Source organism: Kitasatospora sp. NBC_00070 (assembly GCF_045041205.1).
GTDB lineage: Bacteria > Actinomycetota > Actinomycetes > Streptomycetales > Streptomycetaceae > Kitasatospora.
Genome location: NZ_CP108247.1, coordinates 2,202,877 through 2,220,481 on the forward strand (window position 1 = coordinate 2,202,877; position 17,605 = coordinate 2,220,481).

Genomic DNA, 17,605 nt, shown 5'->3' on the forward strand with positions numbered 1-17,605 from the left:
CCCGCTCAGCGCATCCGGAAGACCGGGCCGCGCGGGGTGAACGGGAGACCGGCGCCGAGCGGGACCAGGTAGGCGTGCTCGCGGCGGACCCGGAGCACGTCGCACTCGCCGTCGGTGATCAGCAGGATCGGGGCCCCGGGCGGGAAGTCCTCGGCCCGCTCCAGCAGGTCGACGCCCGGCTGGAGCACAGTGCCGCCCCGGCCGCGGACCTTCACCCGGGCGGCGATCTCGTCGGTGGGCAGGAAGCCCGCGTCGTGCGGGGCCGCGTCGCAGAACACCACCCGGGCGGCGGTGACGTCCCGGGCGGCGGCGTAGGAGGCGATCGCGCCGAGCGCCTTGCCGAGCAGCTGACGGCTCATCGACCCCGAGGTGTCCAGCACCACGCCGAAGGTGCAGCGGGCCACCTCCTCCGGCGGGTGACAGCGGCCGGCGCGCGGGATGCCGGGGGTGGCGGCCTGCCGGCGGGACGGCCTGGCGTAGCTCCGGACCGGCTGCGGGGAGGGTACGAACTCGTCGAACCAGCGCGCCAGTCGGGCGTCCCAGGGCAGCGGGGGCTGGGCCAGCGCGCGGATCTCCTCGACCAACCCGGCGGGCAGCAGGCCGCGATCGCGCCGGTGCAGCTCGAAGCCCTGCTGGAGACCACGCCGGTAGAAGTCGTCCAGGTCGACGTAGTCGCGCGGGCGGCCCAGCGGTTCACCGATCAGGTCGGACTTGCCCTTGCCCGCCAGGGTGGCGAGCCGGCGGATCCGCCGCTGGTCCCGGACGATCCGGTCGTAGACCTCCTCGGCCGACAGACCCTTCAACTGCGGGTCGTGCAGCAGCCCTTCGGGCATCTCGCCGACCTGCATCTCCAGCAGCCAGCCGTTGATCACGTAGTCCGCCGCGACGTTGAACAGGTACGGGTCGCGGGCCCCGCAGCGCTCGCCGTGCCGCAGGGCGGCGTGCAGCATCTCGTGCGCCAGGATGAACCGCCACTCCTCGTCGGTGTGGCGCCGCAGCGGGTTGAGGTAGATCTCCCCGGCCTCGGCGTTCACCGCGGCCACCGAGATGCCGTGGGCGCGGGCCAGTTCGGCGTCGGCGACCAGGGTGATTCCGGCCGCGAGCCCGCCGAGCAGCGGGTAGGAGGAGACGAACCAGTTGAGCGCCCTGGTCCACGGGCGCTCGGGCAGCCGCTCGCCGGTCAGCTCGTCCCGGCGGCCGCCCGCGACGTCCATCGCGGCGGACATGGTGCGGGTGAGCGCGGCGGCGAAGGCCGTGGTCCAGTCCTCGGGGTCGGACCAGCCCGCCCACGGCACCAGCAGCTGGTCGGGGCCGCTGCCCGCCGTCCCGGGCACCCGGGGCAGTCCGTCCCGGCGCCAGCGGGCGGCCAGTTCCTCCTCGTCACCGGCCGGGATCGCGGGCGGCAGCTCGAACGGGGCGCGGCCGGTCGGGAAGGTCGCCAGGAAGCGGTTCACCACGGCGCAGCGGGCGGCCCGCAGGTACTCGTCCGGGGCGGTGCGGCGGCCCCGCTCGGCGGGCACGTGGCCGAAGCCCAGGTGCAGCAGGCAGTGCGCCAACACCCAGGCCCACTCGGCCGGTTCGGCCCGGCGCTTGCGGTTGGCGTGCACGGTGCCGTCCGAGTCGACCACGGCCCAGCCGTCCGGCGGGGCGAGCTCGCAGTCCCGGTCCCGGCAGACGGTGGCGTTCAGGGCGGCGAAGGCGTGGTTGTTCCACAGCAGCCGGAGCCCCTCGTCGAAGGCCTCCGCCGCCGGGTCCCGCTGCGGGGTGGCGGGCTTCACCGCCGGGCCTCGACCAGGCGCGGCAGGTCGCGGGCCGCCTCCAGCAGGAACCAGGCGGGCAGCACCGGGTTCCCGTCCGGGCCGTCCGCGATCACCGTCTGGGCCACCTCGACCGAGATCTCGGCCAGCTGGACCAGCAGGGCCTTGGCCCGGAAGGCGGTCTGCCGAAGGGAGTTGGAGGCGTGCTCCTTGCGGGCGGGCAGCTCCTTGACCAGCCGACCCCTGAAAGCGTCGGCCAGGTAGTAGAGCAGGTCGCGGTCCTCCAGCCGGTGCGGCCAGCGGGCGTCGCCCTTGAGGATCGCGTCCAGGCCGTAGGAGTTGCGGACGATCTTCGCGTAGCCGCAGAACGACACCGCGTGCGGCGGGGTGAGCAGCCCGTGCACGAGCACCTTGAGGGTCGGCTCGTCCAGGGTCGGGCCGAAGGAGTGCAGGCTGTCCGAGAGCATGTGCCAGGCCCGGGGCGTGGAGAACGGCTCCTCGGTCTTCGGCGGCGCGGACCACAGGTGGTCCGGACGGTCGGTCAGGTAGTCCTGCACCCACGGGTGGATGCCGTTGGCCCCGGCCCAGTCGAGCCAGTCGGTGGCGCTGGCCCGGAGGTGGACGTGGACCAGCCGGTTGACCAGTGCGGAGGCCATCGGCCGGGCCAGCGCGCCGTCGGTGGCACGGTTCCCGGCGCCGATCACGATCGAGCCTGGCGGCAGCTCGTACGAGCCGATCCGGCGGTCCAGGATCAGCGAGTAGAACGCCTTCTGCACGTCCGGGGTGGCCGCGTTGAGCTCGTCCAGGAACAGGCAGTAGGGCTCGTCCCGGGCGATCGACTCCGGCGGGCAGAACCGGGACCGGCCCTCGGGGGTGATCTGCGGGACGCCGATCAGGTCCTCCGGCGCTAGCTGGGTACCGATCAGGCTGACGCACTCCAGGCCCAGCGACTCGGCGAACTCCCGTACCAGGGAGGACTTCCCGATCCCGGGCGCGCCCCAGAGGAACACCGGCCTGACGGTGGCCAGGCCCAGCAGCAGCTCGGGGACCTGGGACGGCGAGACGGTGACGGCACCCTGCAAGGCGGGGACTCCTTCGGAGCTTCGGGGGGATTCCGCGTCAGTCTGCGGGACGCTCCGAAGGGCCGCACCTGGTTTTCCGGGCTCCCGCCCGGGGGCCGGTCAGTACGGGCGGGCGCCCGCGCGGGACGCCTTGGCCACCGCGACCACGGCGCGCTCCAGGGCGTAGGCCGGGTCGCCGGAGCCGCCCTTGACGTCGGCGTCGGCCCGGGCGATCGCGGTGAGGGCGGCGGCGACGCCGTCGCCCGTCCAACCGCGCATCTGCTGGCGGACCCGGTCCACCTTCCACGGCGGCATGCCCAACTCCCGGGCCAGATCGCCAGGACGCATGTTCCGGCCCGCGCTGGCGAGGCGGCCGATGCTGCGGACGCCGGAGGCGAGCGCGAAGGTGATGCCGGCCGGCGGCTGACCGACCGCCAGCGCCCAGCGCAGCCGCTCCAGCGCCTCGGCCGTCCGGCCGGTGACGGCCAGGTCGGCCACCTCGAAGCCGGTGGCCTCGGCGCGGCCGCCGTAGTAGCGGGCGACCACGGTCTCGTCGATCGCGCCCTCGACGTCGGCGGTCAGCTGGTTGCAGGCGGCGGCCAGCTCGCGCAGGTCGCTGCCGAGGGCGTCGAACAGCGCCTGGCACGCCTCGGGGGTGGCCGACCGGCCCAGGGTGCGGAACTCGCCCTTGACGAAGGCGAGTTTCTCGCCGGCCTTGGTGAGCTTGGGGCAGGCCACCTCGCGGGCACCGAGCTTGCGCCCGGCATCCAGCAGGCCCTTGCCCTTGGCGCCGCCCGCGTGGACCAGCACCACCATGACCTCCTCGGCGGGCGCGTCGAGGTAGGCCCTGAGCTCCTTCACCGAATCCGCGGCGAGATCCTGCGCGGCCCGGACCACGATCACCTTGCGCTCGGCGAACAGCGAGGGCGTGGTCAACTCGGCCAGGCTGCCGGGCTGCAGGGCACCGGGCGCGAGGTCGCGCACGTCCGTGTCCGGGTCGGCCGCCCGGGCGGCGGCGACCACGGCGGCGACCGCGCGGTCGAGCAGCAGCTCCTCCTGGCCGACCACCAGGGTCAGCGGGGCGAGCAGGTCGTCGGGTGCACTCTTCCTGGCCATCGCCAACCAGGATCGCACGTGCCGCGGACAGCGCCCCGCAGCCGGTGCCCGGCGGCCGGTGGGCGGTGTGCAGAATGGTGTCCGTGACCATGAACCTCACCCGCCAACTGCTCGTGTTCCCCGACCGTGACGCCGCCGAGGAGGTGGCGGAGGAACTGTCCGCCCGCTGGCCCGAGCTGGGCGGCATCGAGCTCGTCCGGGACGCCCTGGCGGGCGAGGACGACGCGGAGGACGCGCAGTGGCTGGTGGTGCTGGAGGCCCCCGAGGAGGACGGCTGGACGGCGGAGCGGCTGGCCGCCCTGGACCGGCTGAGCGCCGAACAGGACGGCTGGCGCGAGGAGGGCTGACCCCGGGCCCCGCGTACGCCTGACTGGGATCGGCAGCCCCGGGTGCTCGGCACCGAGCGGCTCGGCCCGGCGGGTGGGTGGGGCCCGCTCCGGCGGTCCGCGTCGGTCAGCGGAGCAGGGCGAAGGTGAGCGCCGCCACGCTGCCCAGCGCCGTGCCGGCCAGCACCTGCGGCAGGGTGTGCGCCTTCAGGACCAGCCGCGACCAGCCGATGGCGGCGACCGCGGCGGCGGAGAGCGCGAGCAGCGGGCCGAAGACCAGCATCAGGATCAGGGCCGCCCCGCCGGCCACCGAGTTGTGGATCGAGATCTGCCACCAGACCGTCACCAGCAGCGAGGTGACCAGCCCGACCAGCATCGCGACGGCCAGCGCGAACACCTCGGACGGCGCCCCCAGGGCGTGCAGCGCGGTCACCCCGGCCACCACCGAGACCAGGCTGGCACCCATCGGGATCATCCGCTGCCGGCGGACCCGGATGTGCTTGTCCGTCAGCGCCCCGCGCCGCACTCCCAGCAGGATGATGCCGAGCGGGATGACGCCGCAGAACAGCGCGGCCAGCAGACCCCAGCCCAGACCGCCCCAACTGTGGCTGCCCTGCCAGCCGACGAGCAGCAGCAGACCGATCACCAGGTTGGCCGGGGCCAGCACGTCGGTGACCACCTTCGCCGCCTTCTCGGGTGACGTGGCGGCCCGGAAGGCCGGCGGCTCGGGTGCGGTGAAGGTGCTCATCGGGGGTGCTGCTCCTCGGCTCGGACGACGACCAAGGCATTAGATACGATCACCCGCTCCCCTGGGTAACCGCGTCCAGGGCGGCCGGGGTGCCGAGCACCGCGATGGACCCCGCGCGGTCGGTGCGCAGCACCGTCGCCCCGAGCGAGCGGAGCCGGTCGACGGTGGCCGGGGACGGGTGGCCGTACGGGTTGTCGGGGCCGCAGGAGATCAGGGCCAGCCGGGGGTGCAGGGCGTCGGTGAGCTCCTCGTCCTGGTGGGCCGAACCGTGGTGGGCGACCTTCAGGACGTCCACCCGGGGCGGCGTCCAGCTGGCCCGCAGGGCCGCCTGCGCGGGTGGTTCGAGGTCGCCGAGCAGGGCGATCCGGAGGGTGTCGGGCGGGCGGCCGACGGTGGCGATCAGCGCGATGCTGGCGTTGTTGGCCCCCGAGGCGGCCGGATCCAGCGGGTCGGTGGGCCAGAGCAGTTGCCAGGAGAGCTCGGGGCCCGCGCTGCGCTGCTCGTCCGGCCGGGCCGGCAGCACCGGGACCTGTGCGGCGGCGGACCAGGCCAGCACCCGGGCCCGCTCGCCGGGCGGCGTGTCGAGGGTGGTGACCTGGACGGCGCCGACCGTGCGGCCGCGCAGCACGCCGGGCAGGCCCTCGACGTGGTCGGCGTGGTAGTGGCTCAGGATGACCAACGGGACAGTGGTGATGCCCAGTTGGCGCAGGCAGCGGTCGGCGGCCAGCGGGTCGGGCCCGGTGTCCACCACGATCGCGCTGTCGGCCGGGGTACCGACCGGCAGCACGGACATGTCGCCCTGGTCGACGTCGCACATGACGAACCGCCAGCCGGGCGGCGGCCAGCCGGTGACCAGCCGGGTCAGCGGTGCCGGCCGGAGCACCGCCAGCACCAGGGTCAACCCGAACACGGCCGCGAGGACCGGGCGCAGCCGGCTCGCGGCCCGCAGCGGCCGGGCGGACCAGACCAGCGCGAGGGTGGCCAGCGCGAGCAGGGCGGCGCCGAACAGCCCGCCGGGCCAGTCGAGTTGGGCTCCCGGGAGGGCGGCCCCGCGCCGGGCCACGGTGACCAGCCAGCCGGTCGGGACGGCCGCCAGGTCGGCCAGCAGCCGGGCGGCGGGGCGGGAGATCGGATCGACCGTCAGAGTGGCGAAGCCGAGCAGGGTGGCCGGGGCCACCGCCGCCTCGGCGAGCAGGTTGCAGGGGACGGCGACCAGACTGATCCGGGGCGCCAGCAGGATGGTGGCCGGGGCGCAGAGCGCCTGGGCGGCCGCGGTGGCCCCGGCCGCGCCCGCCAGGTACTCGGGCCAGCCCCGGGCCCGCAGGGCGGCGGACCAGCGCGGGCCGAGCGTGAGCAGACCGGTGGTGGCCAGGACGGAGAACAGGAAGCCGAAGGAGCGGGCCAGGTACGGGTCGAACAGGAGCAGCAGCAGGACGGCGGAGCAGAGCGCGGGCAGCGCCTGCCGGGGGCGGCCGGTGGCGAGCGCGAGCAGGCCGACCAGCCCGGTGGCGGCGGCCCGCAGCACACTGGGCTCCGGCCGGCAGACCGTCACGAAGGCCACCGTGAGCGCCGCCCCGACCAGGGCGGTGGTGCGCAGCGGCAGCCCGAGCAGACCCGCCAGGCCGCCCCGGGCCTCGCTGCCCGCCCGGCTGGGCGTACCGAGCAGGACGGCCAGCACGATCGCCAGATTGGCGCCGGAGACGGCGGTCAGGTGCCCCAGGTCGGTGGCCCGGAACGCCTGGTCGAGGTCGGCCGGCAGCCGGGTGGTGTCGCCCACCACCAGCCCGGGCAGCAGGCCCCGGGAGTCGGGGGTGAGATGGTCGCTGGCCGCCCGCAGGCCGGCCCGCAGCCGGGCGGCCAACTGCTGGGCCCGGCCCGGTGCTTCGAGCTGACGGGGCGGGCCCTGGGCCAGCAGGGCCGCGGCGGTGCTGCGGTACTCCTCGGTGGCGGGCAGCAGCCGGACCTCGGCCCGCAGCCGGGTGGACGGGATCACCTCCCGCCAGGCGGCGACGTGCTGGGCCCGGACCACCACGGTGACCGGAGTCGTGGTAGCCGCCTCCGGGCCGTCCGTGCCCACCACGCCGACCCGGTCGACGGTGGCGGTGAGGGTGAGCATGGCCTGCCCGGACGCGGTGCCCCGGGCGTGCGAGGTACGGGGTTTGGGGTCGCCGGTGACGGTGAGTTCGACGGTCAGCTCGGGTGGGGCCTCGGACCGGGCGAGCGCGGGGATCGGCCCCCGGTGCAGGTCGGCGGTGTGCAGGGTGGTGCCGACGGTGGCGGCGGCCGCCGCCAGCAGGGTGGCGGCGAGCAGGGCGCCGCCCGGCCGGGCCCGGCGCAGCAGGACCAGCGCGGTGCCGGCCAGCCCGGCCGCCGTGGCCAGCAGCAGCGGCCGGTGCTCCGCGCCGACGCCGAGCAGGGCGGCGGTGACCGCCCAGACCGCGACCGTGGGCACCAGCAGCCGGAGATCGGCCGGCTCGTCCCGGCGGGCCGGAGCCCGGTGGGGTGTCACAGCGTCAGCAACGCCTTGAGCTCGGCGTACTTCCGGTCGCCGATGCCGCTGATCTGGCGGAGCTGGTCGAGCGAGCGGAACGGGCCGTGCTCCTGACGGTGCTGCAGGATCCGCTGGGCGAGCGTGGGCCCCACTCCGGGCAGGGAGTCGAGCTGCTCCCTGGTGGCCAGGTTGAGGTTGACCGGCCCGGCCCGGGCCCCCGGAGCGGCAGCGGCGACGGCTCCCCCACCGACCAGGATCTGCTCGCCGTCGGTGAGCACCCGGGCGAGGTTGAGCCCGTCGGTGGTGGTGTCGGGCAGCGGACCGCCCGCCAGCACCAGGGCGTCCGCCACCCGGGCCCCGCTCGGCAGCGTCCGCAGACCGGGGCTGCGGACCTTCCCCGCGACGTCGACCACCACCGCCGCCCCCGACGACGCGCCCGCCGGTGGCCCCGCACCCGAACGCGGCCCGGCCGGGGGCGAGGCCGACGCCGCCGCGAGCGTGGCCGGGACGGCGATCCGGTCGGGGCGGCCGAGCCAGAAGTGCTGCACGGCGTACCCGACGGCCAGCAACAGCAGCACCGACAGACCCAGCACCGCCCGCCGGTCGAACAGCAGACCGCGCACCAGCGGGGCGGGCTCGGGCGGCGGCACCACCACCTCGGCCGGCTCGGGCGACACCGGACCGGTCGGCGGAGGTGCCTGAGCCGGAGTCAGGAAGAGGTGGGTCAGCCGCCCGCGGACGGTCTCGGCGGTCTCCTGGCGACGGGCTGCGCCCGGGGTCATCGTTCTCATGCCGAGGACGGTACGAGCCCCGGCCGGACCGCCCTGGGAGCGGCCGAAAGCTGTGGAAAACCCGGGGGTTGTGGACGGCCGAGGTCCCTCGAAGGAGGGGGTTTCAGCGCGGTGCGACCACCACGGCCAGCAGTCCGGGCCCGACGTGCGCACCGATCACCGCACCCACCTCGACCACCGACAGCTCGCGCAGCCCGGGCACCCGCGCCCGCAGCCGCTCCGCCAGCGGCTCGGCCCGCTCCTCGGCGGCCAGGTGGTGCACGGTGATGTCGACCTGGTCGGTGCCCGCCTTCTCGACCGCGATCTCCTCCAGCCGGGCGATCGCCCGGGAGGCCGTCCGGACCTTCTCCAGCGGTTCGATCCGCCCGCCGGCCAGGTGCAGCAGCGGTTTGACCGAGAGCGCGGAGCCGAGCAGGGCCTGGGCCGCGCCGATCCGGCCGCCCCGGCGCAGGTACTCCAGGGTGTCGACGTAGAAGAAGCCGCTGGTGCGCTCCGCCCGGGCGGTCGCGGCGGCGGCCACCGCGTCCAGGTCGAGCCCGTCCTCGATCGCCTGAGCCGCCGTCAGGACACTGTGGCCGAGCGCCATCCCGACCAGCCTGCTGTCCACCACCCGGACCGGGACGCCGGCCTCGGCGGCGGCCAGCCCGGCCGCCTCCCCGGTGCCGGACAGTTCGGCGGAGATGTGCACCGAGACGATGCCGGTGGCGCCCGCCTCGACGGCGGCCCGGTACGCGGCGGCGAAGGTCTCCGGGCTGGGCCGGGAGGTGGTCACCCGCTGCCTGGCCCGGAGCGCCTCGGCGACGTCCTTCGGGGAGATCTCGACGCCCTCGGTCAGCGGCGTGTCCCCGACCACCACGCTGAGCGGGACCACCGTGATCCGGTGCCGGTCGATGGCCTGCTGCGGCAGGTAGGCCGTGGAGTCGGTGACGAGCGCGAGACGGTGGGACATGTGCCGGAGGGTACTCCCCGCTCGTCGGGTACGGGCAACACGGGTCGGTCGGACCGGCTCAGGCGGACCGCTTGCGCAGCCGCTGGGCCAGGTCGGCCAGCCCGAGCAGCTCCTCGGCGCTCACCCCGCGCTTGGCCGTGAGGCCCGGGCGTTCGGTCTGCGGGGCGGCGGCAGCGGCTGGAGCGGCAGCGGCCGGGGCGGCCGGCGACGACGATCCCACGGAGTCCCAGTGGCGGAGCGCCCCCGCCTCGCTCTCGCACTCCTCCGCGAGCCGCGCGAGCTCGTCGTCGGCGAAGCGCTGCATCCGGTCCTGCGCCGCCCAGCGCATCGACTCGGCCGCGTGCGTGATCCGGTCGGCCCGCTCGCGCAGCTCGGGCAGCTTGGCGGCCACCCGGGCGGCCTCCGGCTCCAGCTCCAAGGTCCGCAGTTCGCCGTCCAGCTCGGCGGCGTGCGCGTCCAGCCGGTTCAACAGCTGGAGCGACTCGGCCAGTTGGGAGTCCTCGGCGAGCCCGGCCGCGAGCACCTTGCGGGTGCTGTCGAGCGAGGAGCGCAGCGCCAGGCGGACGGTGGAGATCTGACCGTGCGCGCCCGGCTTGGCGAAGGACTTGGCCTTCAGCGCGGTGTTCTCGAAGGCGCGCCGGGCCTTGGCCTCCTCCTGCGAGATCTTGGCGGCGGCGGCCTTGCCCACCTTGACGGCCCCGACCCCGAGCATGACCAGCAGCCCCACCCCGAACAGCAGCACCAGACCGAGAACCACGCCGAGCACGTCCATCACGAGCCGCCTTCCGCCACACCACGCCGACCACCGCAGCCGTACGCCCACCGCACCCCCGGAGAACGGCGGTACGACCACCCAGGGTTCCAAGGTAGCCGCACCGATCGCCGGAACGGCCTGCCGGAGCGGTCCCGCAGGCCGGAATCAGGCAGAGATAGGGGGCGCGTCTCAGGGTTGTCCCCGAGACCCACCCGCAGCGGCCCCCCGCCCACAGCGGCCCCGCAGAACGCGAGCGGCCCCGCCCGGGTGGGCGGGGCCGCTCGGCCGGTCTGATCCGTCGTCAGCCGGTGACGATGTTCACCAGCTTCGGCGCCCGGGCGATCACCTTGCGGACCGGGGCGTCACCGATGGCGGCGATCACGGCCGGGTCGGCCAGGGCCAGCGCCTCCAGCTCGGCGTCGGAGATGGCCGGCGAGACCTCCAGACGGGCCTTCACCTTGCCCTTGATCTGGATCACGCAGGTGACCGCCTCGTCCACCGCGTAGGCCGGGTCGGCCACGGGGTAGTCGACGTAGGTCAGCGAGCCGTCGTGACCCAGCCGGCGCCACAGCTCCTCGGCGATGTGCGGGGCCAGCGGAGCCACCATCAGCACGATCTGCTCCGCGACCGAACGCGGCGTGGAGCCGCGCTTGACCAGGAAGTTGTTCAGCTCGATGGCCTTGGCCACCGCCGTGTTGAAGCGCAGCCCGGCCATGTCGCCACGGATGCCGTCGATCGCCTTGTGCAGCGCGCGCAGGGTCGCCTCGTCGGGCTCCTCCTCCGTCACCACCAGCTCGCCGGTGGCCTCGGAGACGATGTTGCGCCACAGCCGCTGCAGGAAGCGGTACGAGCCGACCACCGCGCGGGTGTCCCACGGGCGGGAGACGTCCAGCGGGCCCATCGACATCTCGTACAGGCGCAGCGTGTCGGCGCCGTACTCGTCGGCGATCTCGTCGGGCGCGACCGCGTTCTTCAGCGACTTGCCCATCTTGCCGGCCTCGCGCTTGACCGCCTCGCCGTTCCAGAAGTACTGGCCGTCGCGCTCCTCGATCTCGGCGGCGGGCACCGGGAAGCCCCGCTCGTCGCGGTACACGTCGGCGGTGATCATGCCCTGGTTGAACAGCTTGTGGAACGGCTCGACCGAGGAGACGTGCCCCAGGTCGTGCAGCACCTTGTGCCAGAACCGCGCGTACAGCAGGTGCAGCACCGCGTGCTCGGCCCCGCCGACGTACAGGTCGGCGCCGCCGCCCGGCTTCTGCGCGGTCGGGCCCAGCCAGTACTGCTCGTTGGCGGGGTCGACCACCTTCTCGCCGTTGGCCGGGTCGATGTAGCGCAGCTCGTACCAGCAGGAACCGGCCCAGTTGGGCATCGTGTTGGTCTCGCGGCGGTACGTCTGCAGGCCGTCGCCCAGGTCCAGCTCGACGTTGACCCAGTCCTCGTTCCGGGACAGCGGGGTCTTCGGCGAGGAGGTCGAGTCGAACGGGTCGTAGGTGTGCGGCGAGTAGTCCTCCACCACGGGGACCTCGACCGGCAGCATCGACTCGGGCAGCGCGTGCATCACGCCGTCGGCGTCGTAGACGATCGGGAACGGCTCGCCCCAGTACCGCTGACGGCTGAACAGCCAGTCGCGCAGGCGGTAGTTGACGGTGCCCTCGCCGATGCCGCGCCCGGCCAGCCACTCGGTGGCGGCGGCCTTGGCCTCGACCACGCTCAGCCCGTCCAGTGACAGGTCGTCATGCGCGGAGTTCACGATCACCGAGTCGTAGGTGTCGAACGCGTCGTCCCAGGTCGACGGGTCGTCACTGCGGCCGTCGGTCGGCCGCACCACGCAGCGCATCGGCAGTGCGAAGGCGCGGGCGAAGGCGAAGTCGCGGTGGTCGTGCGCGGGCACGGCCATGATCGCGCCGGTGCCGTAGCCCATCAGCACGTAGTCGGCGATGAACACCGGGACGGGCTCACCGCTGACCGGGTTGGTCGCGTACGCGCCGGTGAAGACGCCGGTCTTCACCTTCGCCTCGACCTGGCGCTCGACGTCCGACTTGGCGGCGGCCTCGGCCCGGTACGCCGCGACGGCCTCGGCGGGGGTGGCGGCGCCGCCCTTCCAGTCCTCGTGGGTCTCGGCCGGCCAGGCCGCCGGGACGATGCCGTCGACCAGCGCGTGCTCGGGCGCCAGCACCATGTAGGTGGCGCCGAACAGGGTGTCGGGGCGGGTGGTGAAGACCGTGATCGCGGCGTCAGGGCCGACCGCGAAGTCCACCCGGGCGCCCTCGGAGCGGCCGATCCAGTTCCGCTGCTGCAGTTTGATCGCCTCGGGCCAGTCCAGCAGGTCCAGGTCGGCGATCAGACGGTCGGAGTACGCGGTGATCCGCATCATCCACTGGCGCAGGTTCGACTTGAAGACCGGGAAGTTGCCGCGCTCGGACCGGCCGTCCGCGGTGACCTCCTCGTTGGCCAGCACGGTGCCCAGCCCGGGGCACCAGTTGACCGGCACCTCCTTGGAGTACGCCAGCCGGTACTCGCCCAGCAGCTCGTCCCGCTCGGCGGCGGACAGCTCGGCCCAGGCCCGGCCGTCCGGGGTCGGGCGGGTGCCGTCCGCGAACTGCGCGATCAGCTCGGCGATCGGGCGGGCCCTGCCGCCCTCGCCGGCCTCCTGGTCGTACCAGGAGTTGAAGATCTGCAGGAAGATCCACTGGGTCCAGCGGTAGTACTCCGGGTCGATGGTCGCGATCGACCGGCGCGGGTCGTGGCCCAGGCCCAGGCGGCGCAGCTGCTGCCGCATGTTCGCCATCGCGGCCTCGGTGGTGATCCGGGGGTGCTGGCCGGTGGCCACCGCGTGCTGCTCGGCCGGCAGGCCGAACGCGTCGTAGCCCAGGGTGTGCAGCACGTTGTGACCGTTCATCCGCTGGTAGCGGGCGTAGACGTCGGTCGCGATGTAGCCCAGCGGGTGACCCACGTGCAGGCCCGAACCGGACGGGTACGGGAACATGTCCATGATGAAGCTGTGCGGCTTCGAGACGACGTCACCGGCAGTCGGGCCGGCCAGCGCACCGGTCGGGTTGGGGGCGTTGAACGTCCCTTCCTTCTCCCAGACGTCCTGCCAGCGGGACTCGATCTCGGCGGCCAGCGTCGCGCCGTAGCGGAAGGGCTCGGTGGCAGCGGCCTCGGCCGCGGCGGGGGTCGTCTCGCTCATGGTCCTTCGGGCTCCATCTGAATGTCAGTTCGCGAACGGCGGCGGGAAAACAAAAAAGCCCCTCGCAGGAGGGGACGCCACGCCGACTCCGGCCCTCGGCCGGTCCTGGTCAGCGCGGCCGGCTAAGAAGCAGGCGCACGGTTCGCATGGCCACAGGGTACCGCACCTGCTGTCGGCAGATGCTTCGGAAAACAGGGGCCCGGGCCCTGCGACGGGCACACGCTGCGCCGCCAGGGGCTCGGGGAACTGCGACGCCCACCCCGGGACGGGTTCGAGGTGCGGGTGTGGTCAACCCCGGGCGGGGCTGAGGTCTGCGATACGTGCGGGTTCAGGCGAAAGTGCCTGACCATGCACGCGGCGATCACGCTCCGGAGGATGGCGTCGCAGTTCCCCGAGCCCCTGGCTGCCGCAGCGTGTGCCAGACCCGCGTAGCCCCCGCCCCCCTCAGCGCGCCGCCGCGTCGAACTCGCGGAGGGCGCGGGCGACTCGGGCCGACTGCATGCCCGCCGCGAGCAGCCGGGCCTGGTCGGCGACCCGGGCCGCTTCGTCCCGTTCGCCGGTCCGCAGGTACGAGTCCGCCAGTCGGACCATCAGGAGGGCCTTGGCCCGGGCCCGTTCGGGGGAGAGCGCGGCGACCGCGCCGACGAGCAGCTGCTGGGCCCGTTCGTGGTCGCCGAGGAAGAGGTAGCCCTCCCCCACCATGCCCTCCAGGTCGGCCCGTTCCTGGCTGTGGTCCTGGTCGCCCTCCAGGGCCTGGAACGCCCGCTCCGCGACGGCTTCGGCGCTGATCTGCTCGCCCTTGCGGCCGTGCGCCCGGGCGATCCGGCCGAGCTGGAGGGCCCGCTCACGGGGGGTCAGGACCTCGTCGGCCGCCCGCAGTGCGGTGGAGAGCATGGCGACCGCGTCCAGCCCCCGCCCGCCGGAGTTGTGGGTGGCCTGGACGGCGAGGCAGCCGACCACGCTGACCCCGAGCCGGGGGTCGCCGGAGACGTGGGCGGCCCGCAGCGCGGCGACGAAGGCCCGCTGGGCGGCCGCGTCGTTGCCGAGGTCGTAGTTGGCCCAACCGACCAGCCGGGCCAGCCTGCTGGCCGCGCCGTACAGCTCGCGGCCGAGCGGCTCGTCGTAGGCGCCGAGCTCGAGCAGCTTGCCGATCATGGCGAGTTCGGCCTTGGCCAGGTCCAGGATCAGGCCGCCGCCGTAGGCCCGCTCCAGCCGCTGCTTGCTGTCGTAGCTGAGCCGGAGGTCGGCGAGCTGGGCGCCGGCTATCCGCAGCGCGCCCTCGCCGCCGGTCAGTTCGGGTGCCGGGGAGGCCCAGTGCCGGGCGGCCTGCTGGAGCTCGTCGCCGCGGAACAGGTCGGTCAGCCGGACCGGGGCGGCGTCCGCCCCGGCCTCGCGCAGCGCGGTCTGCGCGGTGTCGGCGGTCCAGGGGTCGGTGAGCAGCCGGGGCGAGAGGATCTTGGCCCCCCGGCCGCTGCCCATCTGCCCCCAGAGCTGCTCGTAGGTCACCGCGATGCCGACCGTGCGGCTGAGCACCTCACAGACCGTCTGGTCGTGCGGGCTGCGCGGCACCATGCCCCGGTCGCGCCACTTGTACGGGGCGGTGGAACTGATCGCCAGCGCGGGCGGGAGCGCGGCGTTGAGCTCGCGGGCCAGCCGCTCCGGGCTCCAGCCGAGCTGGTGCAGGATGCGGGCCAGCTCCTCGTTCCTTCTGCGCTCCAGATCGGCCATGGCACCGACCGTATCGGGCCGCTCCGGCGGCCGGAAGCCGACCCCGCAAACGGAAGAGGACCCCTCCCGTTACCCGGGAGGGGTCCTCTTCACCAACTGTGGAGCTACGGAGAATTGAACTCCGGACCTCTTGCATGCCATGCAAGCGCTCTACCAACTGAGCTACAGCCCCGCGTCATCCGGAGTTTCCCCCGGCGACGTCGTTCACTTTACACGGTCCCCGGCCTACTCCCCTAATCCCTTCCGGCGGCCGTCACACGCCGGGTGCGGAGGGCGAAGAGGGCGGCCGACAGCAGCGCCAGGGCGATCGCCGAGAGCGTCACCAGCAGTGCACGGCCCGAGTCGGCCGGCGGGGCCGGCAGTGCGGCCCCGCCGAGGAAGAGGGTGCCGAGCAGCGCCACCCCGACCACCTGACCGAGTTGGATCACCGTCACCAGGACACCGCTGCCGTCCGCGGCGTCGGCCGGGTCCACCCGGCCGAGGGCGGCGGCGAACAGCGGGCTGTACGCGCAGCCGACCGCCAGACCGCCGACCATGAGCGCCAGTTCGGCGCCGAGGCCGATGTCCGCGCCGTCGGCGGCCAGCACGCCGAAGAGCAGGTACGCACCGGCGGCCGCGCCCAGGGCCGGCGGCGGCAGGCGCCGGTGCAGCCGCTGCGGAAGCCGCTGCCAGTACAGGCTGGAGAGGCCGAAGCCGATCGCGGCCGGAGCGGACAGCAGGCCCGCCCGCAGCGCGCTGTAGCCGAGCGCGGCCTGCTGGTGCAGGGCGAACGCGAACATCAGCCCGGCGAACGCCACCATGATCAGGAAGATCGCCCCGGCCGCGGGCAGCAGGCCCGGCGCCCGGAGCACCCGGCCCGGCACCAGCGGCTGGCCGCCCCGGGCCGCGATCCGGCGCTCCACCACCACGAACACCCCGAACAGCAGCGCGCTGCCCGCCAGCATCACCCAGCCCCAGACCGGCCAGCCCAGCTCGTGCCCGAGCACCAGCGGCACCACCAGCAGCCCGAGCGCGGCCGCCAGCACCACCAGCCCGACCAGGTCGAAGCGGCGGCCGCGGTCCCCCGGCAGCGCCGGCAGCAAGCGGTGCCCGGCCACCAGCAGCACCAGCCCGATCGGGACGTTGACCAGGAACACCGGCCGCCAGCCGGTGCCGAACAGGTCCGCGCTGACCAGCACCCCGCCGACCACCTGGCCGACCGCCATCCCGCCCGCCAGCACCGCCGAGTACAGCCCGAGCGCCCTGACCCGGGCCGCCCCGGTGAAGGTCCGCTGGACCAGGCTCATCACCTGGGGCACCATCAGCGCCGCTCCGGCCCCCTGCGCCACCCGGAAGCCGATCAGCCAGCCCACCCCCGGCGCCAGCCCGCAGGCCAGCGAGCCCGCGGTGAAGGCCGCCAGCCCGAGCTGGAAGAGCCTGCTGTACCCGTGCCGGGCACCGAGCCTGGCACCGGTGATCAGCAGCACCGCGTACGCGATGGTGTAGCCCGCCACCACCAGTTGCAGGGCCGCCCCGGAGGCGCCCAGGTCGGTCCTGATGCCGGGGACCGCGACGTTGACGATGGAGACGTCCAGCAGGGCCATGAACTGGCCCAGCAGGACGAGCCCGAGCAGCAGCCCGGGCCGGGTCGGGGCGGTGGTGCTCGCGGCGGTCGCCGGTGGTGCCTGAAGATCCGTCATGCGCCCAGCCTGCGGGCATCCTGGTACTGGTGGTTAGAGCCTGCCGATCCTGGTACTGACAGCACCCCGCAGCCGACGATCCGTCAGAATGGCGGCATGACCGTGCTGGACGACCGCCCCGCAGCCGCCCCGGCCCCCGAGAAGCGCCGGACGGAGCTGGCCGCCTTCCTCCGGGCCTGCCGGGCCCGGATCACCCCCGAGGCGGTCGGCCTGCCGCCCGGCCCCCGCCGCCGTACGCCGGGGCTGCGCCGCGAGGAGCTGGCGCAGCTCGCCGGGGTCGGGATCACCTGGTACACCTGGCTCGAACAGGGGCGGCCGATCAACGCCAGCGAGCAGGTGCTGGAGGCGGTGGCCCGGACGCTGCGGCTGGACGACACCGAGCGCGACCACCTGTTCCGGCTGGCCGGGCTCAGCACCGTCCGGGCCACCGACCCGGCCCTCCCGTTCCTCGACCCGGCCACCCAACTGATCCTGGATCAGCTCAGCCCGCTGCCGGCCGCCGTCAGCAACGGCCGCTACGACCTGCTGGCGCACAACGCGGCGTACGACGCGCTGTTCCCCGACGCCACCCGCCCGAAGCCGCCGTGCGGGCGCCGGAACAGCATGTGGTGCGCGTTCACCGTGCCGGCCTGCTGCAACCCGTTCGTGAACCGGGAGGCCGAGCTGCCCCGGATGGTCGGGGTGCTGCGCGGGGCGTACGGGCGGCACATCGGGGAGCCGGCCTGGGAGGAGTACATCCGGGACCTGGCGGCGGCCAGCCCGGAGTTCCGCGAGCTGTGGGCCCGTCAGGAGGTGGCGCCGCCCCGGACCTCGCTCAAGGTGTTCCGGCACGCAGCCGTCGGCGACCTGCGGTTCCAGGCGTCCTACCTGACCATGCCCAGCGCGCCCGAGTGCTACCTGGTGGTCTACACCCCGGAGGGCCCGGCCGACCGGGCCGGCGTCGAGTGGCTGACCGCCCACCCGGGCACCCCGCCGGCCGACCACCGGCACGACTGAGGAACGACCGAAGGCCGCC

Annotated in this window: 13 protein-coding genes and 1 tRNA gene; 2 read left to right on the plus strand and 12 right to left on the minus strand. The window is 74.5% G+C overall.

What is annotated here, in order from left to right; all coding sequences use genetic code 11:
• Positions 1 to 5: 5 nt before the first annotated feature.
• The 3 genes from OHV05_RS10210 to holA form a co-directional block, all read right to left on the minus strand.
• Positions 6 to 1,778, minus strand: coding sequence for a DUF2201 family putative metallopeptidase (locus OHV05_RS10210; protein WP_405017400.1), 1,773 nt, complete (start codon positions 1,776 to 1,778; stop codon positions 6 to 8).
• Entirely contained in the window at positions 1,775 to 2,839 is a 1,065-nt protein-coding gene (locus tag OHV05_RS10215) for an ATP-binding protein (RefSeq protein ID WP_405017401.1), read from the minus strand. Before OHV05_RS10215 ends, OHV05_RS10210 begins: the two co-directional genes overlap by 4 nt.
• 99 nt (positions 2,840 to 2,938) lie before the next feature.
• Entirely contained in the window at positions 2,939 to 3,934 is a 996-nt protein-coding gene (holA, locus tag OHV05_RS10220) for a DNA polymerase III subunit delta (protein WP_405017402.1), read from the minus strand.
• An 89-nt stretch (positions 3,935 to 4,023) separates the two neighbouring features.
• Between holA and OHV05_RS10225 the strand changes: the two genes are divergently transcribed.
• On the plus strand, positions 4,024 to 4,281 hold the full coding sequence (locus OHV05_RS10225; protein WP_405021421.1) for a hypothetical protein: 258 nt from the start codon (positions 4,024 to 4,026) through the stop codon (positions 4,279 to 4,281).
• 106 nt (positions 4,282 to 4,387) lie between these two features.
• Here OHV05_RS10225 and OHV05_RS10230 read toward each other — a convergent pair whose 3' ends face one another.
• The 9 genes from OHV05_RS10230 to OHV05_RS10270 form a co-directional block, all read right to left on the minus strand.
• Positions 4,388 to 5,008, minus strand: coding sequence for a hypothetical protein (locus tag OHV05_RS10230; protein WP_405017403.1), 621 nt, complete (start codon positions 5,006 to 5,008; stop codon positions 4,388 to 4,390).
• Positions 5,009 to 5,057: 49 nt separating this feature from the next.
• On the minus strand, positions 5,058 to 7,517 hold the full coding sequence (locus OHV05_RS10235) for a ComEC/Rec2 family competence protein (RefSeq protein WP_405017404.1): 2,460 nt from the start codon (positions 7,515 to 7,517) through the stop codon (positions 5,058 to 5,060).
• A complete protein-coding gene (locus tag OHV05_RS10240) occupies positions 7,514 to 8,290 on the minus strand; it encodes a helix-hairpin-helix domain-containing protein (protein WP_405017405.1) in 777 nt (258 codons plus the stop codon). The genes OHV05_RS10235 and OHV05_RS10240 overlap by 4 nt, the downstream gene beginning before the upstream one ends.
• A gap of 103 nt (positions 8,291 to 8,393) precedes the next feature.
• Entirely contained in the window at positions 8,394 to 9,239 is an 846-nt protein-coding gene (locus OHV05_RS10245; RefSeq protein ID WP_405017406.1) for a DegV family protein, read from the minus strand.
• A gap of 58 nt (positions 9,240 to 9,297) precedes the next feature.
• Positions 9,298 to 10,011 (minus strand): hypothetical protein, encoded by a 714-nt coding sequence (locus OHV05_RS10250; RefSeq protein ID WP_405017407.1) that lies wholly within the window; start codon positions 10,009 to 10,011, stop codon positions 9,298 to 9,300.
• Between the two features lie 283 nt (positions 10,012 to 10,294).
• Positions 10,295 to 13,183, minus strand: coding sequence for a leucine--tRNA ligase (gene leuS, locus OHV05_RS10255; RefSeq protein WP_405017408.1), 2,889 nt, complete (start codon positions 13,181 to 13,183; stop codon positions 10,295 to 10,297).
• A gap of 444 nt (positions 13,184 to 13,627) precedes the next feature.
• Positions 13,628 to 14,911: a hypothetical protein gene (locus OHV05_RS10260; RefSeq protein WP_403033542.1), complete on the minus strand. Its 1,284-nt coding sequence runs from the start codon at positions 14,909 to 14,911 to the stop codon at positions 13,628 to 13,630.
• A 99-nt stretch (positions 14,912 to 15,010) separates the two neighbouring features.
• Positions 15,011 to 15,083, minus strand: a tRNA-Ala gene (locus OHV05_RS10265).
• 61 nt (positions 15,084 to 15,144) lie between these two features.
• Positions 15,145 to 16,590 (minus strand): MFS transporter, encoded by a 1,446-nt coding sequence (locus OHV05_RS10270; RefSeq protein WP_405017409.1) that lies wholly within the window; start codon positions 16,588 to 16,590, stop codon positions 15,145 to 15,147.
• A gap of 96 nt (positions 16,591 to 16,686) precedes the next feature.
• Here OHV05_RS10270 and OHV05_RS10275 point away from each other — a divergent pair, with 96 nt between their 5' ends.
• Positions 16,687 to 17,586 (plus strand): helix-turn-helix transcriptional regulator, encoded by a 900-nt coding sequence (locus OHV05_RS10275; RefSeq protein ID WP_405017410.1) that lies wholly within the window; start codon positions 16,687 to 16,689, stop codon positions 17,584 to 17,586.
• Positions 17,587 to 17,605 lie beyond the last annotated feature (19 nt).

What these genes read in the sequence shown, in the direction of transcription:
- OHV05_RS10245 (WP_405017406.1), bottom strand. Translation starts at nt 9,239, where the DNA reads ATGTCCCACCGTCTCGCGCTCGTCACCGACTCCACGGCCTACCTGCCG.
- OHV05_RS10250 (WP_405017407.1), bottom strand. Translation starts at nt 10,011, where the DNA reads ATGGACGTGCTCGGCGTGGTTCTCGGTCTGGTGCTGCTGTTCGGGGTG.
- holA (WP_405017402.1), bottom strand. Translation starts at nt 3,934, where the DNA reads ATGGCCAGGAAGAGTGCACCCGACGACCTGCTCGCCCCGCTGACCCTG.
- OHV05_RS10270 (WP_405017409.1), bottom strand. Translation starts at nt 16,590, where the DNA reads ATGACGGATCTTCAGGCACCACCGGCGACCGCCGCGAGCACCACCGCC.
- OHV05_RS10240 (WP_405017405.1), bottom strand. Translation starts at nt 8,290, where the DNA reads ATGAGAACGATGACCCCGGGCGCAGCCCGTCGCCAGGAGACCGCCGAG.
- leuS (WP_405017408.1), bottom strand. Translation starts at nt 13,183, where the DNA reads ATGAGCGAGACGACCCCCGCCGCGGCCGAGGCCGCTGCCACCGAGCCC.
- OHV05_RS10260 (WP_403033542.1), bottom strand. Translation starts at nt 14,911, where the DNA reads ATGGCCGATCTGGAGCGCAGAAGGAACGAGGAGCTGGCCCGCATCCTG.
- OHV05_RS10230 (WP_405017403.1), bottom strand. Translation starts at nt 5,008, where the DNA reads ATGAGCACCTTCACCGCACCCGAGCCGCCGGCCTTCCGGGCCGCCACG.
- OHV05_RS10225 (WP_405021421.1), top strand. Translation starts at nt 4,024, where the DNA reads ATGAACCTCACCCGCCAACTGCTCGTGTTCCCCGACCGTGACGCCGCC.
- OHV05_RS10275 (WP_405017410.1), top strand. Translation starts at nt 16,687, where the DNA reads ATGACCGTGCTGGACGACCGCCCCGCAGCCGCCCCGGCCCCCGAGAAG.